Here is a 24,915-nt window from a genome sequence, read left to right on the forward strand (position 1 = left end):
TCCCGCTCGAAAAAACGCGAACCCTTGCGTCAATTCGACCGGCAAGGGTGAAATGCGCGGCGGCAAGCTCTATGCTCTGGTCCTTTCCAGCATAGTCTCGATTGCGATGTCACTGCCCCGTCTACGCAACCTGCTGTTCGTCGGCCTGCTCCTGCTGGTCGGCGGCGCCCTGCTCGCCAGCTACCTGCTGAGCTGGCAACCCGCCGATCGTGAAGCCGCGCCCCTGCATTGCCAGGGCGCCGCGCCGGCGCTGAAGCCGGGGCAGGCCCTGAAGGTGATGACCTGGAACATCCAGTACCTGGCCGGCAAGCGCTACGTCTTCTGGGACGACCTGCCGGATGCCACCGGCCCGGACCAGCGTCCCACCGCCGAAGACCTGGCGTTCACCCTCGACGAGGTGGTCCGGGTGATCCGCGACGAGCAGCCGGACCTGGTCCTGCTCCAGGAGATCGACGACGGCTCCAGCGCCACCGACGATCAGGACCAACTGGCACTGATCCAGGAGCGCATCAACGATCTCTACCATTGCAGCGCCCAGGCCTACGAGTGGAAGTCGGCCTTCGTGCCGACGCCGCACATCTTCGGCAGCGTCGGCCGCAAGCAGGCCACCCTGAGCCGCTATCGCATCGATAGCGCCGAGCGGCGCCAGTTGCCGCCACGCGACGGCGGGCTGTTCGACCGCCTGTTCGGGCCGCGCCCGGCGATCCTGGTCAGCCACCTGCCGATCGACGGCGGCGGCGAGCTGGCCGTGCTCAACGCCCGCTTCGACCGCCCGCAGGCGAACGACGACACCCTCGAGCGCCAGGTCGAGACCACCCGTACGCTGCTCGACGAACTGCAGGCCAGGCGCACGCCCTGGCTGCTCGGCGGCGACCTCAACCTGCTGCCGCCCGGCCAGTATCCCTACCTGCTGGCGCCGCTGCGCGCGCCCTACCGGGAAGACAGCGAACTGGCCGTCCTGAGCGGGCGCTTCCCGATGGTGCCGTCGCTGGAAGAGGCCAGTGGCGTCGACCAGGTTCGCTGGTACACGCACTTCCCCAACGACCCACGGGTCCAGGGGCCGGATCGGACCCTCGACTACCTGTTCCACAGCCCCTCGCTGACCCGTCTCGATGCCCGGGTCCGGCGCAGCGATACGCTGCAGATCTCCAACCACCTGCCGCTCGCCGCGCGCTTCCTGCTGCCCCATTGACCGGGCGCGCGCCGGGCTGGACAAGCGGCCCGGCGCGCCGCATGCTTCGCCCCCATTCATAACAACAAAAAACGGCAAGGCCGCACACCATGCCCCTACGCAACACAACGCCCCTGCTCGCGCTGCTGGCGTTCGCCCTGCTGGCCGCCCCGCAGCTCCATGCGCAGGACGCAAGGCCGTCGTTGAACGTCGGCTACTACGAATTCCCCCCCTACATCTATACCGCCCGGGATGGCCACGCCGCCGGTTCCGGCGCCCGCCTGGTCCGCCTGCTGCTGGAGCGGGCCGGCTATCGTCCGGCGTTCCGCGCCCTGCCCAGCGCGCGCCTGTACCTGGGGCTGCAGGATGGCAGCGTGGCGCTGTGGGCCGGCGCGGCCAAGCCGGAGCTGGCCGCCGACACCCTCCAGGCGCGGCGCGTGCTCGGCCACGTCAGCCTGAACCTGTACTACCCGGCGCACCAGCCGGCACCGCGGGTTCCCCAGGACCTGGCCGGACGCCGGCTGATCCTGATCAGCGGCTACAGCTACTGGAAACCGGTCACCGACTTCATCCAGGACCCCAACCTGCACCTGCGCCTGTACCGCACCGGCACCCACCACGCCGCCTTGCGCATGCTCGAACTCGGGCGCGGCGACTACCTGCTCGACTACCAGGCGCCGGTGGAAGCGGCCAGCCGCCAGGCGTTGGCAAGCCAGGAACTGTACCGCCTGCCGCTGCGGATGATCGTCTCGCGCCACATTCCCGGCGCCGAAGCGCTGCGCGACCGCCTGGACCAGGCCTACGACCAGTTGCGGAGCGACGGCGCCGACCTGTCCCTGCTGTGAACCGACCCCGGAGGAGGAGCCCGATGCATACCGCCATCCCCTGCTGCACGATCAACGGCGAACAGCCCGCCCTGCGCGGACAGGTCTGCCAGTCGCTGCTGATCCAGGAATGGTGGTGGGAAGGCCGTCCGGCCGATCCGGTGAACGTGGTCTACCTGCAGTTCGAGCAACGCTGGTATCGCCTCTACTTCGAGGGCGAGACGGTGTTCTGGCGCAGCGGCGAAGCGCCGCGGCCCTGCGAGAACGACGAAGGCCCGGGCGAGTACCGCCTGCACGACCTCGGCCGGCAGCGCGGCCTGGTCGGTGTGCGCCTGCTGGCCCTGGAGTTCGTCCTCAACGGCCCGACCCTGGACAGCCACTTCGACTTCGCCGACGGCCAGCGCCTGAGTTTCCGGCACTTCCTCGACGACGACCTGACCCGGGTGCTCTGAGCGCCGTCGACTACTTGCGTGGCTTGGCCCGGGCAGTGGCCTCGGCCACCAGCGGGTCGTCCGGCCAATAATGTGAGGTATCAAATTACGTTCCTTCGATTGACACCGCCAAATCGCCCGTAATCCCTACCTATGATGCTATTTCGGCGACTCCCCATTGACCGTCAAACTCACCCCCATTGATTGACAAAAACTGACGCCAATCAAGAGAAGGTTTGACAGGTGTACCAGAGCACGTCAGGTCTTACAGCACAAAATGTTTGACACTGAACATTCGGCCCACTACTCCCGAATGCAATCAAACAGAGTTTGAACCTGCGTCCCTGAGCGCCCGCCATGCCCAGATCTTTTCTTCAGCGCCCCTTGAAAGGGTGACGCACGTCCCCATTTCTCTGTGAACGCCCCCGCAACCTCTTCGCAAGGGAATGCTCACCATCATGACTACTGGGAAGTTGATCGATCGCTTTGAAGGGCCGTCAGGCCGCGCCGTTCTTGAGGAAGTACTGCTTGAGCAGAAGCTGGTACTCGGAAATCAAGACCTAGCACGCCGCCTCGCAGAGGTAGGAACGCTGGAGGAGATCGCTAAGGATGCTGTGCTCATTACCGAGGACGCGGAGGACTCCGAGGTTTATTTCATCATCACAGGGCATTTCCAGGTGAAGGTCCATGATCGTGAAGTCGCAACACGAGGGGGCGGCGATCACGTCGGAGAAATGGCTGCTCTGGTCCCAACAGCGAAGCGCTCTGCTACTGTACTGGCCACCGAGCCCTCGATTGTCTTGAAGGTCAGCGCGGCAGACTTCAAGTCCATTGCGGACGCGTATCCCTCGGTTTGGCGACAGGTCACTCGGCAACTGGTCGATCGACTACACCAGCGAAACGACATGGTGCTTCCTGCCCATCAGTCATCCCACGTATTCATCATTTGCTCGGTCGAGGCACTCCCTATTGCCCGGGCAATCGAGAATAACCTTGAGCACGACAAGTTCTTCGTAAAGACCTGGACACAAGGCGTTTTCCGCGCATCGCAGTACGCCCTTGAAAGCCTCGAAGAGCAACTGGACGAGTGCGATTTTGCCATCGCAATCGCACAGCCGGACGACTCCGTCACAATGCGCGAGGAAACCAAGAATACGCCGCGCGACAACGTCATTTTCGAGCTTGGCCTGTTCGTAGGACGACTTGGCAGGGCACGAACCTTCCTTCTTGAGCCTAGGGGTGACGAGGTACATCTGCCGTCAGATCTGAAAGGGCTGACAACCATCGGATATCGCCTAACGAAAAGTGAAGACCAGCTGCCCTCCAGCCTATCTCCAGCCTGCAATCAGCTACGCACCATTTTCAACAAGCTAGGACCGAAGTAACGGATATCTGTCAACAAGCAAATTTGGCATGCGCTTGCCTACCGCATTGCAGCGCGCCCAATCACCCGAAGGAGTGATCGATGAGCAAGAGCTGGAACCATGATCGCGCTGCAAAACACATAGACCAGAAGATCGCTGATGTTGAGGAAATCACCATCAAGGATTACGTGCGCGACATGTCGTTGGAATCGATTCCTACCAGTACCGCGTACCGCGTGGATGGGGTCCACATGTATGCGGACATCATGAATCTCGAGGACATGCTGAACATCACTGCAGTCGAGGGCACAGAGTGTCACAAGCGCACGCTGCGCTTTCTTGACCAGCACTACCGGGCAGTCAAGCGAATTCTCAACAAGGTTGATGCGCGCCGCGTCGACTTCCACAGTCAGCGGCTGCACTCCCTTTTCACTAAGCCGTACAACACTGAGTCCGGCGCTGAGACCAAGCGTGTTCAACGCGCCGTTGCGACTGCGCAATTGATCATTGACGTGCTTGCAGAGACGGGCGACGACGATGAGCAAATCCCAGCAGCCAAGGTTCGAATTGGCATCGATACCGGCCTAGCTCTTGCTGTAAACAATGGCCGCAGCGGGTACCGCGAACCCTTGTTCCTGGGCGATCCAGCGAACCATGCCGCGAAACTGGCCAGTAATAACAAGGCCAGGGGTATCTATCTGACCAACAATGCTCGTAAGGCCATCGGCCTTGCGGAAAGCGATGAGCCGGAAAAATCTGCCCTAACCGCGATAGAGATCAAGGCATGTCAGGATGCGGCCAAGCTGGATGTCACGTCCGACGAGATCGTCGAGGAGTGGCGTGAGGATCTGAAAAAGAACCCCATTGGCGGTTACCAGTTTTCCCGCCAAACCCCACCCCTGCGTGATATGGACATTTACTCGCTGACTCCGGCCAACTCGAAGCGACAGGAGATGGTGAGCCTCTACGCCGATATTGATGGCTTCACAGCCTACGTGGCCGATCACATCAACGAGAAGACCGACGATGTCGTGCGGACTTTGCATGTCATCCGCTCCGAGCTGGAGCGGGTCGTGACTTCCGACTTCGAAGGGCGCCGGGTGCGCTTCATCGGAGACTGCGTGCAAGCCCTATCCTGTGACGGCACCGCGCATACTACTGACGAAGAGAAGTCAGTATCCGAGGCCACACGGCTAGCAGGTGCACTGCGCAGCAGCTTCAATCTCGCAATTGAGCGGCTGAACGCCGAAGGTATTGAAACCGGCGACCTCGGCCTCGCGATTGGCTTCGATCTGGGCCCAATAGCCGTCACGCGCCTGGGCGCCAAGGGTAATAGAGTTAGGTGCGCTATCGGGCGTAGCGTGATCGAGTCTGAGAAACGCCAATGCGCGTGTTCGGGGGTGGAAACCGCGATCGGGCAAGTAGCTTACGACGCAGCATCGAAAGCTGTGCAGAACCTGTTTGGGAAGAGTCGTAAGACATCACACCTGGACTACAACGAAGCTACCGAAGCCCTGGCAGATGATGGGGACGCATCTGCGAAGCAAGCTCGCTCGGAAGCCTATGCGGGTTCCGCCGCCATCATTCGCGCAGATGAGCGTCAGGTGCAGCCCCACTCCCGCCAGAAAGTAGACGGCAGCCGTTGAGCACAGCGCTCGACCTGATTGCACAGGTCGCCCCAGATTTCGGGGGTACCTGTGTAACATCCGTTCCGCAGACAGCAACGCTTGATCTTCCGATTCGGCTGGTGGACGGGAGAACGCTCCCCTACAAGCTGCATTTACGCCAAGACGGTGAATGGATAGAAGCACGCGAAAGCACACCACATCACTTGCCAGGCTTTTGCCCGGAACGGCACATCAATTATGATGGTACGTTCTGTCTGTTTTACGCGGGCGCCAATCCGCTTCCTGTCTCAGACGAGCCGTCCGCTCGTGCCTGGCTTGAGACAATCTACAAATACCTAAAGCTTCAAGAGCGCGCTCGCACTCTGCGCAGATGGCCGAATGGTTCCGCGTGGGCACACGGCGACGCAGCTCGACATCAACTGCGAGCGCAGAAGGCTGCGAGCGCAATCAGTGGCAAAATCGCTAACGATCTTGCGGTAAATCAGCTAGGGCTCAAGCGCAGAAAGTCCAAAGAGCGACCTATCTTGGATGTGATCTCCGGAACAGTGCCTTTGTTTAGCGTGTGGGAAAAGTCCCGGCGGGTAATCAACCAAAAAAGGCGCTGCTTCTGCGGCCTGTATGGACGCCGCCGTCCTAAACGAATTCGACGCTGCCATGACCATGCAAAGCAGGCTACCGAACTGGCTTTCGCATTGCGGGACTGGGAAGAGGCTGAGCGGCAATATTGGGACTCCATGCACGGCAAGCCTTGCTGTGGTTCCTGCGATAGCTGCCCACTCAGCCCATAAGTCCCGGTGTAATTCGGGCTGGTCCCCAGGCGAGTCGGCATCTGGACTAGCAGCCCGCCGCTCATACCGGGGACGTTTCGTCTGATCAGGCAACTGGCAGGAGCAACAACAGGATCTTAACCCTGAGCAGTCGAAGGCCATGATGACCGGCCGGTACCCCGTTTTTAGTACTTGGCAGAAGTAACGGCCAGGCCACGGGGGCCTACCTCAAGATGCTCCTAAAAGAGAAAATAAATTAATGTACGCCAGGGCTTCCAGCCCCTCCCCTTCGAACATAACATCACGTCACGTTACAAACCTAAGCCAGGTGCCCATGCCTATGAAAACTAGCAATCGCGTTGTGATCGAGGTTGATCCTGCCCAAAAGCAGCAGATCTACGCCGCACTCAAGGCGCGTGGGTTGACCATGCGTGAGTGGTTTCTGCAGCAGGTGAGTCAGGAGCTTTCCATTCCGCAGCCCACCCCACCCTCCAGTCAGTCGAGCAACGATTAAGTATTTCTCAGGGAGTCGAGCAGATGCTCAAGACAGTCAAGCAGGCATGCACATTCAACCCCATCATTCGCGACTACCCAACTAGGCGAAGAGGAAGCCATCAAGCCCTACTGGGTCAATGGCCCTCGCGCGGTCGATCAGGCTGGCTGGAAGAAAATTATCGGGGACAAACCGACCCTGATCATGCTCGATGAGTTGCCGCCCTACCTTGAAAACGCGAGCACTACTGTCATCGGCGGCGGTACGCTGGCTACCGTGAGCACCTACACACTCAGCTGCCTGATGAGCGCCGCTCTGGAGTTACCGCGTTGCTGCATTGTGATTGCCAACCTATCCGGCAGCTATGTGGCTCAGACCAAGGCAATTGCCGAAGCAATCTCTAACCTCCAGCAAGAAGCCAGTCGCCAAGCGAGCACCATCACCCCCGTGCAGTTGGCGGGTACCTGTTCATCCCTAGCGCCTCTCCGCCTTGATGCTGGCAGATTCAGTCTGGCCTCGCGGTTCGACCTACCGAAATATCGGCGGTTACATTGTCCCCAGAGCTTCAGACCCGGCTGTTACCGGCCACGCCTGTCTGGGTAGGGAACGAGTGGTGGAACAGTCGGTTCCGTCGGGCGTTAACCTGCGGAACAGAAACCCATGCGACTTTCAGGTCGCACTGCCGAAATGGTGAGTCGGCCGCGGGAACTGCCCCCGCAGCCGCTCGCAGAACCGTACGTGACACTCTCGCGTCATACGGCTCCCGTTATCCAACCTTGCTGCCCGGTCACTCGCCAGTGATGAAACAGCCGGGGTACCACAGTCCGCATCTTGTCCAGCCATTGGCTAATGCGCCGCTTGCGCCTATGAAGGGCCTTGTATTTTCGTCGGGCCCAGCGTTCAAGCGCGCGGTCAATGTGCTGGAAGATGCCAAGCATGGCTGTCCGATAGAACGAGCCATAGTATTGCCACCACCCCTGTATCACTGGATTGTAGAGCCGAGCCACGTCGACCAGCGTCACGTGGGTTTGGCGATTGAGTCGCCACCTGCGTACCGCTTGCCGCATCCGCTTTAAGGCATCCGCACTCGCTCCCGGAAGGAAGCTCGTGAAGAGCTGGTCTTGTTTGCTGAGCGCCTTCCTCGGCCTAAAGGTGAAGCCGAGGAAGGTAAAGCTCACATGCGGATAACCTGCGCGACGGTTACTGTCCTTGCAGTACACGACTTTCGATTTCTCCGGGTGCATCGTCAAGCCACAGGCAGCCAGCCGTGAAGCAATGGAGCGCATCACGTACTCCGCTTGCTTTCGACTGCGGCAGTGCACCACCGCATCATCGGCGTAGCGGGCAAACGGGCAGTTGGGGCTGGTACGTTGCATCCAGGTGTCGAAGGCATAGTGCATGAACAGATTCATCAGGAGGGGACTGAGCACTCCACCTTGCGGGGTGCCGCGTTCGCGTGGGACGCGCATGCCGTCATCCGTTTCGAACGGCGCAACCAGCCACCGCTCGATGTACAGAAGTATCCAGTCCTCCTTGATGTGCAGGCGCACCGCCTTCATCAGCAACCCATGATTGATCTGATCGAAGGCTGCCTTGATATCAAACTCCACCACCCAGTCGTATCGCCAGCAGCGCTCACGCGTGATCGCCACCGCCTGCTTCGCTGATCGTCCCGGCCGGTACCCATAGGAGTCCGAGTGGAAGATCGAGTCCAGCTCCGGCTCGATGAGAAGCTTGACCACGGTTTGCGCGACACGATCACCAACCGTGGGCACTCCCAGCTTGCGCGTGCCTCCCGATGCCTTGGGAATTTCTACTTGCTTGACCGGAGGCGGGAAGTACGACCCCGACGACATCCGATTCCACAGCTTGTAGAGATTCTTAGACAGATCCCGCTCGAAATCGGCGATGGTTTCATCGTCGATGCCGGCAGCACCGCGGTTGGCCCTGACCTGCTGGTAGGCGTCCCATACCGTGCGTTTCGCTATGTCATAAGGTTTCGCCGAGCTCACGCCACTCATCCCCGGAGGTTGGCAACGCTCGTCGGCCGGATAACGCCGCCCCTTCGCTCCACCTCCATTACAGAGGCTTCATCGCTACTACGGGAAGCTCCGCCCCTCGTTCCAGCATCGGTATTCTTCCTCATGGTGTTGGCCATTTGTCATTTTCCTTCGCATCTGGAACAAGGTTCTCACGTTCCGTACCAAAGCCTGTATGAAGATCATGCCGCCTATACACCGGCTGCCATCGGGTCCGTAAGCAGGTAACGCCCCGACTTGTCCTGAAGCCAGTACTCCACCTCAGTTTCGGCAGCACCTTGGGCATAACGATGCGTCATCGGACGGTTTGCTTTCGCTCATCTTCTCCATACTCACCTGCCATCCTCAGGGATGACTTTTCCTCGGTCGCTCACCACCACACCTTTTGGATGCAGCAGCACCGGGTGGTTTGAAGTCCGCTCCTGCAAGCCGACTTCGGAAGGCCTACTTCCATCTTCGGCACAGCAGCACAGGTCATCTGACCTGTGTTCGTGACACACAATACTGGTTTCCCTTCTTGGTCTGGTGCATTTCCGGGTCGCGCTTGCCGTCCTTGTTCTTGGTCGAACTGGGCGCATTGATCAGCGTTGCATCGACGATGGTGCCCTGGCGCAGCGACAGGCCGCGGTCGCCCAGAGCCATTGATGACAGCGAGGATGCCGGCCGCCAGCTCGTGTTTCTCCAGCAAGCGGCGGAAGTTGAGAATGGTGGTTTCGTCGGGGATGCGCTCCAGGTTCAGCCCGGCAAACTGGCGCAGGATCGTGGTTTCGTACAGCGCTTCCTCCATCGCTGGATCGCTGTAGCCGAACCAGTTCTGCAGCAGATGCACACGCAGCATCGCCATCAACGGGTAGGCCGGACGGCCACCTTCACCCTTCGGATAATGTGGCTCGATCAAAGCAATCAAGCCCTTCCACGGCACCACCCGATCCATCTCGATCAGGAACAACTCCTTGCGGGTTTGCTTGCGCTTGCCAGCGTACTCGGCGTCGGCGAAGGTCATCTGCTTCATCGGGAAACTCGGTGGGTGGAATCCGGGTATTTTGCCAAAATCTGGAAGTCTTCTTCAGAGTTTCCCTAGTGTGCGCTCTCTTGCTTGGATGGCATTACGTTCTGGCCCAACGTTACTGTAGCGAATCCGCAGCAGTATCAATCAAAGCCTCCTGTATCCCGCGTGAAGAAAGACGCTACGTTGCGCCCGTTCTTCCACGGCTTCGCTTGCCGCCCCGCTACGGCAGATTCGAAGTATTCATCGAAATGTCATCCTTTAGAAACAGTGCGTTAACAAGGAATTTCTACCCTTTGCATCGCGAACCGCAATTGTGCGGCCAGCAATATTGCGAAAGGTGATCAAATGACGCCCCATCCGATACAGGACGCCGTGCTGCGGGTCGACCGGTTGAGCGTCGTCTATCCAGGCGGCGTGACAGCCCTACGCGATACCTCGATTGCATTTCGGCGTGGTGAGTTCACCGTGCTGCTTGGTCTCTCGGGCGCAGGCAAGTCGACCTTGCTCCGTAGTCTCAATCGACTCGTCACGCCCACTGGCGGCAGTGTCACCAGCGAACTCGGTGAACTCGGCAGCGGCTCGGCCTTGCGTCAGCATCGTCGGCGTACCGCCATGATCTTTCAGCACCACCAGCTAATCGAACGTCAAAGCGCACTGGCTAATGTGCTTACCGGTCGGCTGGCCTTTCACAACACGCTCCGCTCGCTGTTTCCTCTGCCGCGTGCCGATCAGGAGATTGCGCTCAGTTGCCTCGCTCGGGTCGGTCTGGCAGACAAGGCGCTAAGCCGGGTGGACAAACTGTCCGGTGGCCAGCAGCAGCGGGTAGGCATCGCGCGTGCGCTAGCGCAACAGCCGGCGATCATTCTGGCCGATGAGCCGGTAGCCAGTCTCGACCCGGCCACTTCGGTCCGTGTTCTCGGATTGCTGCGCGACATCTGCAAGGAAGACGGCATCACCGCCATCGTTTCGCTGCATCAACTCGAATATGCCCGCCGCTTCGCCGATCGCGTCGTCGGGCTGGCCGATTCTCAGATCGTTTTCGATGCCGCGCCCTCGGAACTCACCGATGCGCAGCTTGAGCGCATCTATGCAGGCCGCTCTACGACTCAGCCAGCGAATGCTCCGGCTGAACCACCTGTCATGCTCGAACCTTCACTGGAGATGTCCCGATGAAACGCTTATCCGCGCTCTTATTGACTTGCTTGCTGTCCGCTGTTTCAAGTTTGTCCGCCCTAGCGGCCGATGCCGATCCGGATGTGCTAAAGGTTGCCCTGCTGCCGGACGAAAACGCCTCCGAGCTGATCAAGCGTAACCAGCCGCTGAAGGATTATCTGGAAGAGCATCTGGACAAGAAGGTGCAGCTGATCGTAACCACCGACTATTCCTCGATGATTGAGGCGATGCGCTTTGGCCGTATCGACCTGGCGTATTTCGGTCCGCTGTCCTACGTCATGGCCAAAAGCAAAAGCGACATCGAGCCCTTCGCTGCCATGGTCATCGACGGCAAGCCGACCTATCGCTCGGTGATTATCGCCAATGTGGCGTCAGGCGTGAATGAGTATGCCGACCTTAAGGGCAAGAAGATGGCCTATGGTGACCGGGCATCGACGTCCAGCCATTTGATTCCCAAAGCCGTGCTTCTTGAGACGGCCGGTTTGACGGGTGGGCAGGACTACGAACAACATTTTGTGGGCACGCATGACGCCGTTGCCGTCAACGTGGCGAACGGCAACGCCGATGCGGGTGGGCTGTCGGAGGTAATTTTCAATCACGCAGTCGAACGTGGCCTAATCGATCCGAGCAAGGTGAAAGTACTTGGTTACAGCGGCGAATACCCCCAGTACCCCTGGGCGATGCGCTCGAACCTGAGCCCCGAGCTGAAAACCAAGGTGCGGGATGTATTCGTCGGTATCGACGATCCCGAAGTGCTGCGCAACTTCAAGGCCGAGGCCTTCGCGCCAATCACCGACGCCGACTACGATGTGATCCGCAACATGGGATCGCTGCTCGGCCTCGACTTCGCCACGATGTGAGCACCGATATGTCTACTCATTACGACGTGCAGGCGCTGCCTGCAGAGCAACGCGAGCACATCCTTCGAGGCTTCGGCCTCGGTTGGTGGCGCCAGCTGGGGCAGGTGGCGATTGTATTCGGAGTGGTGCTGTTGGCCTGCTGGTACGTGGGGCTGCTCGATGCCACCACGCTGCTGAACGGGCTGCCCTCCATCGCGACCCTGGCAGGCGAGGCCATGCCGCCAGACTTTTCGGGCTATCGAAGCTGGATTCGCCCCTTGATCGACACCTTGGCGATGAGCATCGCCGGTACGGCCATCGCAGTGGTGTTCTCGCTGGTGGTGGCCTTCGTTGCAGCGCGCAATACGGCGCCGCACCCCCTTGTGTTCGGTGTTGCCCGGGTGCTGCTCAATGCCCTGCGGTCGGTGCCGGAGCTGATCATGGGCATCATCTTCGTTGCAGCCGTAGGGTTCGGCGCCTTGCCGGGCGTGCTTGCCCTGGGTCTGCATTCGGTCGGCATGGTCGGCAAGTTCTTCGCCGAGGCCATCGAGCACGTCGACGAAGCGCCGGTGGAAGCCGCTCGGGCGGCGGGGGCTACGCCGATGCAAGTGCTGCTGCACGCGGTTTTGCCACAGGTGACGCCGCAGTTCGCCGACGTGGCGATCTACCGCTGGGAATACAACTTTCGCGCCTCCACCGTGATGGGCATGGTTGGCGCCGGCGGTATCGGCTTCGAACTCATGGGCTCGCTGCGCATCATGCAGTACCAGGAGGTTGCAGCAATCCTGCTGGTCATCCTGGCCATGGTCACGCTAGTAGACGCCTTCAGTGGCGTGCTGCGCAAACGTTTCAAATAGGACAAACCATGCTGCCGAAACTCGTTATAACTCACCGAGTACACGATGAGATCCTGCAACTGCTGGCGCCACATTGCGAGCTGATGACCAACCAGACCGACAGCACGCTGCCGCGCGAGGAAATTCTGCGCCGCTGCCGCGATGCTCAGGCGATGATGGCGTTCATGCCCGATCGGGTCGATGCAGACTTTCTTCAAGCCTGCCCTGAGCTGCGTGTAGTCGGCTGCGCGCTCAAGGGCTTCGACAATTTCGATGTGGACGCCTGTACTGCCCGCGGGGTCTGGCTGACCTTCGTGCCTGATCTGTTGACGGTCCCGACTGCCGAGCTGGCGATCGGACTGGCGGTGGGGCTGGGGCGGCATCTGCGGGCAGCAGATGCGTTCGTCCGCTCTGGCAAGTTCCAGGGCTGGCAACCACAGTTCTACGGCACGGGGCTGGATAACGCTACGGTCGGCATCCTTGGCATGGGCGCCATCGGACTGGCCATGGCTGATCGCTTGCAGGGATGGGGCGCGACCCTGCAGTACCACGAGGCGAAGGCTCTGGATACACAAACCGAGCAACGGCTCGGCCTGCGCCGGGTGGCGTGCAGCGAACTCTTCGCCAGCTCGGACTTCATCCTGCTGGCGCTTCCCTTGAATGCCGATACCCAGCATCTGGTCAACGCCGAGCTGCTTGCCCTCGTACGGCCGGGCGCTCTGCTTGTAAACCCCTGTCGTGGTTCGGTAGTGGATGAAGCCGCCGTGCTCGCGGCGCTTGAGCGAGGCCAGCTCGGCGGGTATGCGGCGGATGTATTCGAAATGGAAGACTGGGCTCGCGCGGACCGGCCGCGGCTGATCGATCCTGCGCTGCTCGCGCATCCGAATACGCTGTTCACTCCGCACATAGGGTCGGCAGTGCGCGCGGTGCGCCTGGAGATTGAACGTTGTGCAGCGCAGAACATCATCCAGGCATTGGCAGGTGCGCGCCCAATCAACGCTGCGAACCGTCTGCCCAAGGCCGAGCCTGCCGCATGTTGAATCCGGTCTGGCTGAAGAGCCTGGTAGCGATCGTTCAAACAGGCAGTTTTCAGAGCGCGGCGAGGGCGTTGGGGCTGGCCCAGCCGACGGTGTCGCAGCACTTGCAGAAGCTTGAAGAGCAGGTCGGCGTAACGCTGGTGCAGCGCAGTCGTAGCGGCTGCCAGCCTACCACACGGGCGCTGGCCTTCATGCCGCATGCGACCGCCTTGCTCGACATGCACGCCCGGGCGCTAGAAGCCCTGCATGGCAATCGTGAGCGCGTCGGGGCCAGCTCCAACATCGGCACCTACCTTCTCCTGCCATTCGTGCGCAACTATCTGACGACCGCAAATGAGAGGGGCGAGGTGGATCTGCGCATCGCCGCCAACCCGGATGTGGCCGACCAGCTACTGGCGGGCCAGCTCGACGCCGCGATCATGGAATGGTGGCTACCTCACCCCGACTTCGAACACCGCCTCTGGCGGGTCGAGCCGCTGGTGCTTATCGTCAGCCCCGACCATGCGCTGGCTGAAGCAGGGTGCATAGAACGTGATCGTCTGGTGGACCTGCCGATGCTGGGAGGTGAACCGGGTAGCGGTACCGGACGGCTTCTGACCGAATACTTTGGCGAACTGGGCGTGCCTCGCAGCGGTATGCAGCTAGGCAGCACCGAGGCAGTCAAACAAGCAGTGAGGGCGGGACTCGGCGTGTCGTTGGTGATGGCTTCCGCAGTACAAGACGAAGTTCGCAGTGGCGCGCTGGTAGCTCTTCCCATCCCGGGGCTTGAAAAGCGTCTCCAACTGATCTGGCGCAAACCTCCCGGAAATCTGCACCCGCCGGGATTTGTGCGGCACTTATTGGAGGAGGCAGATCTAGCTGGATAAGGTGATGGATGGTTGCGATCCAGCGCTTGGCTTGTCAGCCTAGGGAAACTCTGAAAAAGACTTTCTGATTTGGCAAAATACCGCGACCCCACCCACCGAGTTTCCCGATGAAGCAGATGACCTTCGCCGACGCCGAGTACGCTGGCAAGCGCAAGCAAACCCGCAAGGAGTTGTTCCTGATCGAGATGGATCGGGTGGTGCCGTGGAAGGGCTTGATTGCTTTGATCGAGCCACATTATCCGAAGGGTGAAGGTGGCCGTCCGGCCTACCCGTTGATGGCGATGCTGCGTGTGCATCTGCTGCAGAACTGGTTCGGCTACAGCGATCCAGCGATGGAGGAAGCGCTGTACGAAACCACGATCCTGCGCCAGTTTGCCGGGCTGAACCTGGAGCGCATCCCCGACGAAACCACCAGGTGTCAGTTGGTCGAGATTGGGCGAGGAAGTCATGCCGCTGATTGTGCCAGAGCAGGCGATCAGCGCAGATAAAGCGATGGGCTAATGGCCGGCGCTACAGCACTGTGATCGCACCGGCTGCACCAACCCGCTGCCAAGGTAAACCGAGCACCAAAGCCTGAAGCTGCTCGGTGTCGAGTTCAACTTCCGAGCCGCGGTGGATGCCTGGCCAGTGAAACTTGCCCTGGTTCAATCGCCGCGCGGCCAGCCAGATCCCTACACCGTCATGCACCAACACTTTCATGCGGTTGGCGCGGCGGTTGGCGAACAGATAAGCACAGTGCGGCTTCGCCGCACCGAATACCTCCACTACACGGGCCAATGCGGTCTCGGTGCCGGCGCGCATGTCCATCGGCTCAGTGGCAAGCCAGATGCTATCGATGCGGATCACGGGGCAAGCCCCCGGACAAAGCGGGCGCAGCCGTCAGGATCGGACACTGGCCATTTCACTGTGACTGACTGCTCGCCAAGCGATAGCTCAATAATCACCGATGCTGCAGTCGGCCGTTTGGGCGTAGCCCTCAATGGAACGAACGCCGGCAACGCCGCGGGTAGCTGATCTCGGTAAAGCGGTAGCCATTTTCGAATGACGTTGGCGTTGATGCCATGGCGGATGGCAACGCTGGAGACGGTCGCACCCGGTTGTAGGCATTCCTGAACGACCTGGACCTTGAACGGTTCGGGGTAAGAGCTTCGTTGGCGCATGGAAATCCTAACGTTAAGGACGAACGCGTCCGCTTAAAAATACGCGGACACCATCGCCCTTAATGCTGGAGTTCGGAAGGTGACTTGGCTGGACGCTTACCCAAGATCGCAGATTGCAGGTCATTATTCACGGGACGACCATTACGCAGTAAAGCCGGTGCACCCTCAGCCCATGCTATGCAGTCAGGACCACTAGGCGTGACGGGGGCGTAAACCACGCCCAGCACTGGCGTTGCGTTATGCAGCAATCCGATAGAAATGGCAGAGCCCGGCCGACGATTGAGGAAGTCGCCTGTTCCATCATTGGGGTCAACAACCCAACTAAATGGGTGGCCTGATAGCTCGCAGCCCGTTTCTTCTCCGACAAAATCGCAATTAAGGATGTGCTTCAGTCGCTGTCGCAGAAGTACCTCGATTTCAACATCGACGTCTGCCTTAAAGCCACTGCCCCTTGGGCCGTCTGGTCTATTAAGCTCTGACTCAATAAGTAGGCCTGCTTCGTAAGCAAGCTGCATGACGGGTTCAAGAAGATCGCTCAGCCGCAGTCCTGTCATCAGCTCTTTTCCCAGTAGTTACCCTTGCTGACCAAGCCAAAATCCTCAGAGGAAAATGGCTGCTCATCATCGAACATGCCATTGACCATACACTCCCGACGCAATCCACTCAGCACCCTGAAAAAGCAGGGCTCGCAGAGATGCACCCGATAGTGCTTTCCGTCATGCTGTGATCCATATCCCCATTGGGCTTCAAGCTTGCCGTATTGAAGGCCATAGCCAGGGATACGAGTTCCAGAGCGGCACACGTCGCAGATCACATCCTCAACGACATCGACCAATGCCTGCGACCTAACCTCCATACGCACCTCACGATTACGTTCCACGCGGCACCGGCCGGTTATGGATTCATGCACACCGGCATCATTCGAGCAGCCTCGACTGGCTGAGCATCAGAAACAAGCCAGTAGCTGCTGCCGGTAATGCTGGGAAAAGCTGACCTGGTAAGCGGGCTCATTTGCAAAGCCACCCAGCGAAATGATGTTCGTAGCCTGCGACCCAATACCAGGTTCTGCGCCACCTAACCCAGCATCGCCGATACCCTTGACATGGCCCGAAGCACCCATCGGTTCAGGCCTTGAGTCTGGATTAAATCCAGGCATCTGCACATCTCTCAAAACGGCCAGGTCATCCGGCAAGTCATCTGCAATTCGCTCCGCAAAGCCCTGAAGCTTCGGTTCTGCCAGCATGAATAGCCAAGCCTGGTCATCCGATTCACCTGTGCGTCGCAGTACCCGTCCCAGCACTTGCCGGTAATGCAGTTCGGTGCGGATACGGCTGAGATAGCAGCACACTTGCAGGCGTGGAATGTCGGTGCCTTCGCTGATCATTCCTACGGCGACAATCCAGCGGCAGGTGTTGCTGCGGAATGCATTGATCACTTGCTGCGCATCCGGGGTTTTGTTGGTCACGATACGGCACTCTTCACCCATTGTTTCCAGAGCCTGGGCTATTTGCTGAGCGTGTTCGATGTCGGTAGCCACCACCAAGCCGGCGGCATCAGGCTTGATCTGGCGTAGCTCGTTGAGCTTGCTGTAGCCAAGGTCGAGGATTGGATTGATCACGTCGTCATGGCGCAGCAGTTCCTCATAGGTGACAGGTGACTCCCCCAAAAGCTTGGCGATGCTGGGAAACAGCCTGACGGAGCTATCCGCGCCAAGTTCTTCAGTGAGTTTCACCTTCTGATTATCGAGCAACACAATGCGAGGGGATCGGCACACGCCGTCGGCAATGGCGTCTTTCAAGCCATAGCGGTAATCGCAGATCAAATGCCCTTCGGGCGACGAATAGCGAGCCAAGGCAATGGCCTTGTCGTCCGAACGCCAGGGCGTGCCAGACAGGGCCAACGTGAAGACAGCGCGATCCTGTATCCGGTGCAGTATCTGCTGCCCCCAGGCATTGCTGAGGAGCGGATCGTGGCCGGCGCAATGGTGGATTTCATCGAAGACCACAAGCACCCGGTAGTCATCAAGAAGCTGCCAGAATCCCTCATCACGGTATTCCATGGCCTGATAGGTATAGGCCGCCCCCACGGCACCCATCTGGCCATCGAGACGTCTGCCTAGCACTTCCGAAAAAGTCGAACGAAAACCCTCCACGACCTGGCAGGACGGCGCAAAGCACAGCACCAGGTCAATTCTGTCCTGCTGAAGCAGTCGGCTGGTCAGCTCCGCGGCCATGCGCGTCTTCCCGGCTCCCGGCGTTGCCTGGCAGAAGAAGTGCTGCGTGACGGTAAGGTGCTCCAACGCCTTGGTGATGCAGCTGTTCTGCCAGCTGCGTAGCGATCTGCTCATCGTGGCGCTGCGAGCGTTTTGAGGGTCTTTTCTATGGCGCGTAAATGGCCCAGAAGGCGAGAACTGCGATCCCTGGCCTCCAGGTAATCGCCTTCAACCTTGTCGCGCAAATGCGGCATCTCGTCCAGAAGCAGCTTGAATCGCTCTGCCTCGCCCATTGAAGTGAGAAAGTCCAAGCGGATTTCCTTGTGGAGCGCCTCCAACTGCAAATCCGTATTGGCCGGCAAAGCCTCCACGTCGCGTACCGCCGTGTCTGGTTCGGGCACTCCGGCAGCCATAAGGCTGCTCTCAAAACCGTTGTCGATCAGTTCCAGTTGTAGGTGTGCCGGAATCGGCTGCAGGTGGTAGACCTGTCCTCGGACACGACGGTCCTCGTCCAGTGCAACCCAGCCCGCGCGCACTAGTCGACGGATCTGCTCATACACATAGCGTCGCACATCGGCGATACGGAAATGTGTGCCATTCAGGCGAGCAGCATAGGCATCGCGCAGTTCACGGGTCGTAAAGGTTGTACGCCCTGGCTCCTGAAGCAGCTCATACAGACGCCTGTCGAAGATAAACGAGGCCGATTTCATTGAGGCACCAGAAGAGTTAGCGCGAAAGAAATGCGGATTATAATCCGTGGCCTGTGCGTCCGCAAACGCACGATAGTGCCGCCTCAAGTTGAATTGAGACGGTCATGGATAAGTTGGCGAAAGCGTTAGGGGAACGCATCCGAGTGCAGAGGAAGGCCTGCCGGATTTCCCAGGATGCACTGGCGCTGGCGTGCAATATCGACCGCAGCTACGTAGGGCGGATCGAACGTGGCGAGGTCAACATCACCGTCGAGAAGCTGTATCGCATCGCAAGCGTGCTTGCATGCGATCCATGCGGCCTACTGCCTCAGGCGTCAGAGCTTTAGCCCACCTGATCGACGCTGGCGCTCAAGAAGGCTTGAAATTGCATTAATGCTGTCGGCCCTAACCTCATTATCCAGACTACTAGCTAGAACATTCCCCGACGCTTGTGATGCTGTCGAGGAGGCGTAAATCTATCAATGATGTAGCCGAACCCGGCGTGACTTGTTCTGACGCTCAGCTAGTTCCAGTTCTCTCACGCGCGCCCATAGCTGGAGGTTCTGTGTAAGCGCTCGATCACGCTGCGAACTGACCATCGCCAGCTCTTTTTCTAAAAACAAAACTTTATCTGCTAAACGTTTAATGCTTTTACCACTTGATGAGCCGCAGCCCTTGTCAGCCTCAGCACGACAAGCCTCGATCTTTGCGAGTAATGGCAAATGTGTTTTGCGAGACTTTTTCAGATAACCACGGTCAAATCCAGCCTCATGACTGACGATGCTCGCGGTAAGTTTGGATAGGTCTAGCCCTACATGCTCGGGCATAAAAGGCTTCCCATCGAGAAGGCGCTGCAAAGCTTCCTGACAGGCACCAACCCCCTTGCTTATTCCTTCACCAGACTTCATGACTAAAGCTCCACAGTGTCGATCAGGCGAGTCTTGAAAACCATTAGGCGCTCAATATCGCCCTTCACAATTTGATATTCGCCTGAGTCTTCTGCGTAGTTTGACAACTCGTTTTTCGCATCCTCAATGGCCGCACTTAACCTGGAGGGCTTGATAATCGCACCCTCGCAGGACAAACATTCAGTATAGTCACCGAGCATGAAGGAATCGCAGCGGCCCACCTTGGTGCAACCACCGAGTAGCGTTGGCCGATAGCTAATTGCACCGTTCTTCACCCGAAGCTCTGTATCGGCACGAATATCTTCAATCTTTATCTCGCCAGCTTCAACACGTTCTTTCTGCCTCTGCATGTATGAACCGGTGCCACCAAACAGCGGTTCTTCTTTGAACAGCAGATCTGCAATCAACTGATTGGCCACCGACATCGGCATGGCCATCTGGAACTCGAAAGCAAAGTGGTTATATGGTAGCACGAAGTCTATTTTCTTCTCGTCATAGTAGCCAAAAATGGTGCGCAAGTTATCAAAGCCATTCGCATAATAGCGCGCCATCTGAATGGTCATATGCTTGAACTGCGCTCGCAGAGTCGGTAACGAGAGAAAGCCGCTACTGCTTCCATAGAAGGCCAACGAACGTCGGAATTGATGGCTAGTCAGCGGCCAGGGCTGGCCTACTGCAAAATCTGGCTCATTGTAAAAGTCACGAGAAGGGTCGCTCTGAGCCAACTCTTGTAAATCCTCTGATTGAATCGATAAGGATTTCAAAGCACTGCCCATCGTTGCTCTCAATGTAAAGTCTGTTACACCAACTTCTGCACAATTCTTCGTTTTACACAGGACGGACGGATTGATGAATAGCGGACAACGATCATCCAGTTCAATCCTATAGAGCCGGGCTAAACCACGACAAATCGCCTGGCCAACCTCGACCGCCTTGACGACTTCGCCTGCCGCGAACCATGCGCTTTCTTTCTTGTAACCGCTAAACTTCGTGGTAGTCGATAATATGTGTACTGATTGCGGTTGATCGCGCATAAAACCTTGATCATCAACCACTGAACATCTCACGACTTGATCAGATAAGCAGTTATAAGACATACGCATCACCTCTTGATCACGCATGCCGGTATATAGGTGTATCACCATTCTCACCACATACTGCATCTTGAGAAGGACTCGCTGCAGCTTTCTCTTTTCGGAACAGGCAAACTCACCGACAAAAACCGCAGCCAGACCATATTCCTCTATTGCTTGCTGAATACCGGGGCGATAGCGCGACTTACCACCAACCCCCAAAGATTTTTGACGGTGCGGAGTAAGACCGAAATACTCATCAGCAAAGCACGATATAAATGAATCAATATTCCCAACACCCAAGTAAAGATGATCGAGCAGGTCGCCACAAATATTTATTAAATTCAAATAAAGGCGTGTCGGAATTACCGGATGCTGTTTAGAATCAGGTCTTCTCAAATCAAAAACTCTTGGATTCAGCACAACATACCCTAGGCGTTCCTCGCCCACACTAATCAATCCGTGCAATATCCCACTAAGAACCGTCTTGTCAAAATTACTTTCACTAACAAAAGCCGCTAGATAAACAGGCACGGTAAAAAGCTGCTGCAAGGACAGCACACCAACCATTGACTTCTTTTTCTGCGCATAGCAGAACTTCATAGCGATGCGCAGCACAACCCAATATGAAATAATCGTAGATGCACTCAGCTTACCAATCCGCCCACCGCCAGCGAAATAAATAAGACAATACAGAAGATATTTGGCTTCTTCGATCAGCGCTTGCTGATCATGACCATAATCACCGAACACCATATCGAAGCGTATTCGGCCAATTTTTTTTGCACTCAGCCTGTACGGGTTAAAGTCCCATACAGACTCGCCGTACACTGCCGTTGCATTGCCATACTCAGTGCGACAGATAACAAAATCCGACGCGGGCTTCCCATACAGCTGAGCCGCACTATCTGGCTGGCTGGTGACTGGAAACTGGCCGCTAGAAAAAAGACTACCTATCGACTGAACAGCAGCACTCAAAATACGATCCCCATTTTTTCATAGCGACCCAACCGGACTTCCCAAAACTTAGTTAACTCGCCGTATTCAAACACCTTAGCTTTAACCTTTTCGACTGTCTGTTTCACCGAGCTAGAGCGCTCACTAAGAGCATCGACTATAAACTCGATCCGGATAGATAACTCTTTGAAAAGTGCCTCAGTATGCGCTGCATCGGGGGCCGATTTACGCACGGCATTGACCACGTATTGCAAACTCAGAATTTTATGCAGATCCTCCTCATCGCCGTGACATAAATAGTTTTCGCAGTACAAACAACCATATTGGGTGCGGCAGTTCGGCTCTATAATCAATCCCACATCAGTGGCAGACGTCGGCTTATTGAAATCCTCGCAGTGACCCGCCGCTATTGCGACACTACTTGCTACAGCCTTGCGGCTTCGCTCACGCACAACATGAGCAGCGTGGCGTATTGCATCCCAAAACAGGCTGAACTCGGATTGCTGCTGTTCAGGTGTTGCCTCTGCATAGGTAGAAAGATTCACCGCTTCGGTGTGATTGAGGGATGCCGCTACCGTGGACGGCGACAAACGTGCAGAGTGCATTTCAGTGCTTTTGTGCTTGCGTATTTTACGAGTTGAAAGTCTTGGTACAGTCGGATCAAGAAAGACCCCGCTAATAAACTCATAAAATTTTTCTAAGGAGCTTGTCACGTTAAGATCACCAAAGCTTTTGCAAGTTCTAAGCTGACCAGACGTAGGCATTGCAAAGAATAGTCGCTCATGTCTCGCACCATCCAAAATCCACGCACGCAGCTTTAAATACTCTTTCAGCAGCGACAAACCCGAGCCCCGCCCAATGTTGTAAAGCGTTGACTTTCCGCCAGCCCGAAATTTCACAGCCGACAACTCTTTCTTGAGAGGGGACTTTTCAACTTTGAGTGCGTCTTCGTAACTAAACTGCTCAAATTCAGCCGGAGTGGCACCTGTAATCATAAAAAAAAGGATAGCATAGGCTTTCGCCGCAAGACTCGCTAGATTAAGACGATGCCAGTTGCGCCCATCTTCATTAGCCGCATCCAAAGATGCCTGGGAGCTTCTTAGTTCGCGCGCGACATTATAATTTCTCGGCTTTTTTCGGCCAAGCCTCTCGAAGGCCGCGAAGTATTCTTCGGCCGTAGCAATTCGCCGCTCAGCTGAGTTATATGAAGGAGCAGCATCCTTAAATGGGCTGCTCGCGCCTCGGTTGGACGGAAATATAACAACTTCATAATCTCTAACTCCAACCACGAGCGGGTAAGGTTTTTTATTCAAGATAAAATCACTGCACTGCTGGGCAATGGCAAAGCAAACATCTCTATACAACTCGACATGAGCAGCGCCTGCTGTTGCAGAACCTCTATCTGGAACAATCCTTACTGCACCAGCAAGAATATGGACACTATTATCTGGATAAAGTAATTTGATCAGGCTGGATGCTCTAGTTTGGTAGCTTGACGCGGTCCGGGGCTTCAGCTTTTTATCGGATATTTTTTGATTTAGATGCGCTGTATAATCTCGATATGCCTTTTGAGCATCCACGCTACTGGAAAATATTTCTCGGTAACCCTCAGCGTTCAACCAATCAATAAAATATTCGGTATGGAAGAAATTTGCCAAGACTGACTTATCACGCAGACCGACAAAAGACTCCAAAACTCTCACAATCAGCTCACGACGACTTTCAACGAACGACTCAATCACCAATGGCGTCCCGCGATCATCATGAACACTTTTATTCTTACCACGAATGAGATATGCAAAACTACCAATATCTAACGGCTTCTTTTTAACCTTAACGGTCAGCTGCAATCGCAAACGCTCAGGTTCGGAAAACTCCTGAACCAACTCATTTAGCGTAATAATTTTTGTATTTTCGCGATGCTCTAACAGCTGCCGACTACTCATTCTTGGACCGTCAATTTCATGACTTCGTAGTTACCGTTAAACAATTTCTTCTCCCACACCTCTTGGGCGATGACTTTTTCGTGAGTCATATTGAATAACTTTAGATAGTTTTCAGTTGTTTCCCTAGACTCGTGATGCATACGTTTTTGAATAAAATCAATATCCTCCCCTAATTTCAAAACGCCTTCTTGAACCAACGGTTGCAGGCGCTGGTAGAGTTGATAGGCAAAAGTCGCTCGCAGCCAGTGATATGTAAAATCTTTTGGAAATTGGCTAGAAGCTGTACTCTGCAATTTTCGCTTTATTGTTTCCGTCACCTGCCCTGTCTGTGGCGACCTAACAATAGCGTAACGCGGATCATTTGAAGCCATGTAATAACAATTGCCTTGATCGGAGAGAAACAAATACATATCGTCCTCTTCTATCAACAGACCGGGATGACTGACTTCTAATTGAGCACGAAATTTTTCCCGCCGTCTCCTCATCATCGGACTACGTGCAAGCGTGACCAATTCTTCAGCAAGTTGCTTTGGAACATACAGAACTTGAGTTTTGTCAAATTTCGTATCAATGCCTGTGCGCGGGCCGGCATGCAATTTATAGGCACATTCCGGCACTAGTTTGTCTTCTGTAAATCCTTTCAAATGCTTCAAGCGTATGGTCAAAACACTTTGCTTACGAGCTCCAGTCATCAGAGACGTGAGAAGAATCAACCGCTCAATCGTTGACCATTTCTTTTCATTAATGGCCTCCAAAAGCGCGCCTAACTCAAGATTGGAGAGAGGTCGAAGATCCTCGCCATCTTCACGCACGAATCCCAAAGGAACGGAGCTACTAGGCGGCGTACGCCGCGTTTGGCTGCGCTTTTCAGCATCGATGATTTTCGCGCCTTTTGGGCTCTGCACGATAAGCCGCACTTGCTTGATCGTATCAACACGCTTTAGATCGAGGTAATGCCAATGCTCGGAAACGTACTTATAAAAGTGATAGACCGCAGCGGTATATTGATTGATGACCTGATTACTGCGACGGCCTTCTTTAATCAGGTGATAGAAGTACTTGTAAGTCGGGCGAAGCGAAGGACGGGCACCGGAAAAGTCGAGCCAATCCAGATTGTTATCCTCACAGAATAGGAGGTAATCCAACAGTTTACTGGCACGACGCCTAACATCATCAGTGCGTCGACTTGCAGGAGCCCTATCACGCATGAGACTCAGCAAGTAGTCGTTCGCTTCGTGCCAAGGGTTGCCATTAGCACTAAACAAAAATGGGAAATTGAACAGGGCACGGTCATTCCCTGAACCGACTTCATCGCATTTATAAAGCAGATTGGATTCAGCCCCCTCAAGCGCTGACTCAATAGAGCCGCGAGGCGCTTCACTGACATGCAGGATAGCGAAGGCATCCTGCAAATTCGGGATGAGAATCAGACGACCTTCGTGACGCGGATTGGTGTAGGACATTCGCCCCCCCTGATGAATCAGTCAATCCTA

Annotated in this window: 24 protein-coding genes and 3 pseudogenes; 14 read left to right on the forward strand and 13 right to left on the reverse strand. The window is 56.7% G+C overall.

Features of this window, described 5'->3' with window-relative positions; genetic code table 11:
• Positions 1–52: 52 nt before the first annotated feature.
• The 3 genes from AC4OR5_RS18555 to AC4OR5_RS18565 all read left to right on the forward strand — a co-directional run bounded on the left by AC4OR5_RS18555 (position 53) and on the right by AC4OR5_RS18565 (position 2,447).
• Positions 53–1,192 (forward strand): endonuclease/exonuclease/phosphatase family protein, encoded by a 1,140-nt coding sequence (locus tag AC4OR5_RS18555; RefSeq protein ID WP_003110387.1) that lies wholly within the window; start codon positions 53–55, stop codon positions 1,190–1,192.
• A gap of 89 nt (positions 1,193–1,281) precedes the next feature.
• Complete coding sequence (locus tag AC4OR5_RS18560) at positions 1,282–2,016, forward strand: substrate-binding periplasmic protein (RefSeq protein WP_015502380.1); 735 nt, start codon at positions 1,282–1,284, stop codon at positions 2,014–2,016.
• A 23-nt stretch (positions 2,017–2,039) separates the two neighbouring features.
• A complete protein-coding gene (locus AC4OR5_RS18565; protein ID WP_003093113.1) occupies positions 2,040–2,447 on the forward strand; it encodes a hypothetical protein in 408 nt (135 codons plus the stop codon).
• A 10-nt stretch (positions 2,448–2,457) separates the two neighbouring features.
• Here the strand turns inward: AC4OR5_RS18565 and AC4OR5_RS18570 are convergent.
• A pseudogene (locus AC4OR5_RS18570) lies at positions 2,458–2,520 on the reverse strand (hypothetical protein); the annotation flags it as partial.
• A gap of 364 nt (positions 2,521–2,884) precedes the next feature.
• Here AC4OR5_RS18570 and pycTIR point away from each other — a divergent pair.
• From pycTIR to AC4OR5_RS18590, 4 genes are all read left to right on the forward strand, one after another.
• Positions 2,885–3,811, forward strand: a complete 927-nt coding sequence (gene pycTIR, locus AC4OR5_RS18575) for a Pycsar phage resistance system effector protein PycTIR (protein WP_010562503.1) — start codon at positions 2,885–2,887, stop codon at positions 3,809–3,811.
• 80 nt (positions 3,812–3,891) lie between these two features.
• Positions 3,892–5,436, forward strand: a complete 1,545-nt coding sequence (gene pycC / locus AC4OR5_RS18580) for a Pycsar phage resistance system uridylate cyclase PycC (protein WP_003127475.1) — start codon at positions 3,892–3,894, stop codon at positions 5,434–5,436.
• Complete coding sequence (locus tag AC4OR5_RS18585; protein WP_073624886.1) at positions 5,433–6,206, forward strand: E2 domain-associated cysteine-rich protein; 774 nt, start codon at positions 5,433–5,435, stop codon at positions 6,204–6,206. Before pycC ends, AC4OR5_RS18585 begins: the two co-directional genes overlap by 4 nt.
• 319 nt (positions 6,207–6,525) lie before the next feature.
• Positions 6,526–6,699, forward strand: a complete 174-nt coding sequence (locus AC4OR5_RS18590) for a hypothetical protein (RefSeq protein ID WP_016712140.1) — start codon at positions 6,526–6,528, stop codon at positions 6,697–6,699.
• A gap of 731 nt (positions 6,700–7,430) precedes the next feature.
• On the opposite strand, the gene ltrA is transcribed toward AC4OR5_RS18590, so the two are convergent.
• Together ltrA and AC4OR5_RS18600 are read right to left on the reverse strand one after the other, a co-directional pair.
• A complete protein-coding gene (gene ltrA / locus AC4OR5_RS18595; protein ID WP_010562502.1) occupies positions 7,431–8,699 on the reverse strand; it encodes a group II intron reverse transcriptase/maturase in 1,269 nt (422 codons plus the stop codon).
• Positions 8,700–9,218: 519 nt separating this feature from the next.
• Positions 9,219–9,729, reverse strand: a pseudogene (locus AC4OR5_RS18600) (IS5-like element ISPst7 family transposase); the annotation flags it as partial.
• A gap of 342 nt (positions 9,730–10,071) precedes the next feature.
• Between AC4OR5_RS18600 and phnC the strand changes: the two are divergent.
• From phnC to AC4OR5_RS18630, 6 genes and pseudogenes are all read left to right on the forward strand, one after another.
• Entirely contained in the window at positions 10,072–10,899 is an 828-nt protein-coding gene (gene phnC / locus AC4OR5_RS18605; protein ID WP_003118432.1) for a phosphonate ABC transporter ATP-binding protein, read from the forward strand.
• Positions 10,896–11,759 carry a phosphate/phosphite/phosphonate ABC transporter substrate-binding protein gene (phnD, locus tag AC4OR5_RS18610; RefSeq protein WP_010562501.1) on the forward strand — a complete coding sequence of 288 codons (864 nt, stop codon included), beginning with the start codon at positions 10,896–10,898 and terminating at the stop codon, positions 11,757–11,759. The genes phnC and phnD overlap by 4 nt, the downstream gene beginning before the upstream one ends.
• Positions 11,760–11,767: 8 nt before the next feature.
• Positions 11,768–12,595 carry a phosphonate ABC transporter, permease protein PhnE gene (gene phnE, locus AC4OR5_RS18615; protein WP_010466252.1) on the forward strand — a complete coding sequence of 276 codons (828 nt, stop codon included), beginning with the start codon at positions 11,768–11,770 and terminating at the stop codon, positions 12,593–12,595.
• A gap of 8 nt (positions 12,596–12,603) precedes the next feature.
• Positions 12,604–13,614 (forward strand): phosphonate dehydrogenase PtxD, encoded by a 1,011-nt coding sequence (gene ptxD, locus AC4OR5_RS18620; RefSeq protein ID WP_003127732.1) that lies wholly within the window; start codon positions 12,604–12,606, stop codon positions 13,612–13,614.
• Positions 13,608–14,477, forward strand: a complete 870-nt coding sequence (locus AC4OR5_RS18625) for a LysR family transcriptional regulator (protein ID WP_003127731.1) — start codon at positions 13,608–13,610, stop codon at positions 14,475–14,477. The genes ptxD and AC4OR5_RS18625 overlap by 7 nt, the downstream gene beginning before the upstream one ends.
• 107 nt (positions 14,478–14,584) lie before the next feature.
• Positions 14,585–14,890, forward strand: a pseudogene (locus AC4OR5_RS18630) (IS5/IS1182 family transposase); the annotation flags it as partial.
• Positions 14,891–14,987: 97 nt separating this feature from the next.
• Here the strand turns inward: AC4OR5_RS18630 and tnpB are convergent.
• The 6 genes from tnpB to AC4OR5_RS18660 form a co-directional block, all read right to left on the reverse strand.
• Positions 14,988–15,323: an IS66 family insertion sequence element accessory protein TnpB gene (tnpB, locus tag AC4OR5_RS18635; protein ID WP_010562499.1), complete on the reverse strand. Its 336-nt coding sequence runs from the start codon at positions 15,321–15,323 to the stop codon at positions 14,988–14,990.
• Positions 15,320–15,637, reverse strand: coding sequence for an IS66-like element accessory protein TnpA (gene tnpA, locus AC4OR5_RS18640; protein WP_010562498.1), 318 nt, complete (start codon positions 15,635–15,637; stop codon positions 15,320–15,322). Before tnpA ends, tnpB begins: the two co-directional genes overlap by 4 nt.
• 59 nt (positions 15,638–15,696) lie before the next feature.
• On the reverse strand, positions 15,697–16,191 hold the full coding sequence (locus AC4OR5_RS18645) for an inositol monophosphatase family protein (RefSeq protein WP_017340928.1): 495 nt from the start codon (positions 16,189–16,191) through the stop codon (positions 15,697–15,699).
• A complete protein-coding gene (locus AC4OR5_RS18650; RefSeq protein ID WP_003298444.1) occupies positions 16,191–16,493 on the reverse strand; it encodes a hypothetical protein in 303 nt (100 codons plus the stop codon). Before AC4OR5_RS18650 ends, AC4OR5_RS18645 begins: the two co-directional genes overlap by 1 nt.
• 90 nt (positions 16,494–16,583) lie before the next feature.
• A complete protein-coding gene (locus AC4OR5_RS18655; protein WP_003127305.1) occupies positions 16,584–17,984 on the reverse strand; it encodes a DEAD/DEAH box helicase in 1,401 nt (466 codons plus the stop codon).
• A complete protein-coding gene (locus AC4OR5_RS18660) occupies positions 17,981–18,559 on the reverse strand; it encodes a VspR family transcription factor (RefSeq protein WP_003127304.1) in 579 nt (192 codons plus the stop codon). The genes AC4OR5_RS18655 and AC4OR5_RS18660 overlap by 4 nt, the downstream gene beginning before the upstream one ends.
• Positions 18,560–18,663: 104 nt before the next feature.
• Here AC4OR5_RS18660 and AC4OR5_RS18665 point away from each other — a divergent pair, with 104 nt between their 5' ends.
• Positions 18,664–18,885 carry a helix-turn-helix domain-containing protein gene (locus AC4OR5_RS18665; protein WP_010562496.1) on the forward strand — a complete coding sequence of 74 codons (222 nt, stop codon included), beginning with the start codon at positions 18,664–18,666 and terminating at the stop codon, positions 18,883–18,885.
• 132 nt (positions 18,886–19,017) lie between these two features.
• Here AC4OR5_RS18665 and AC4OR5_RS18670 read toward each other — a convergent pair whose 3' ends face one another.
• The 4 genes from AC4OR5_RS18670 to AC4OR5_RS18685 are packed head-to-tail and all read right to left on the reverse strand — an operon-like array spanning position 19,018 to position 24,885.
• A complete protein-coding gene (locus tag AC4OR5_RS18670) occupies positions 19,018–19,446 on the reverse strand; it encodes a hypothetical protein (protein WP_010562495.1) in 429 nt (142 codons plus the stop codon).
• A 2-nt stretch (positions 19,447–19,448) separates the two neighbouring features.
• Complete coding sequence (locus AC4OR5_RS18675; protein WP_003132545.1) at positions 19,449–21,497, reverse strand: hypothetical protein; 2,049 nt, start codon at positions 21,495–21,497, stop codon at positions 19,449–19,451.
• Positions 21,494–23,422: a hypothetical protein gene (locus tag AC4OR5_RS18680; RefSeq protein WP_003132543.1), complete on the reverse strand. Its 1,929-nt coding sequence runs from the start codon at positions 23,420–23,422 to the stop codon at positions 21,494–21,496. Before AC4OR5_RS18680 ends, AC4OR5_RS18675 begins: the two co-directional genes overlap by 4 nt.
• Positions 23,419–24,885 (reverse strand): site-specific integrase, encoded by a 1,467-nt coding sequence (locus AC4OR5_RS18685; RefSeq protein ID WP_003132541.1) that lies wholly within the window; start codon positions 24,883–24,885, stop codon positions 23,419–23,421. Before AC4OR5_RS18685 ends, AC4OR5_RS18680 begins: the two co-directional genes overlap by 4 nt.
• Positions 24,886–24,915 lie beyond the last annotated feature (30 nt).

Source organism: Pseudomonas sp. YA1 (assembly GCF_058680555.1).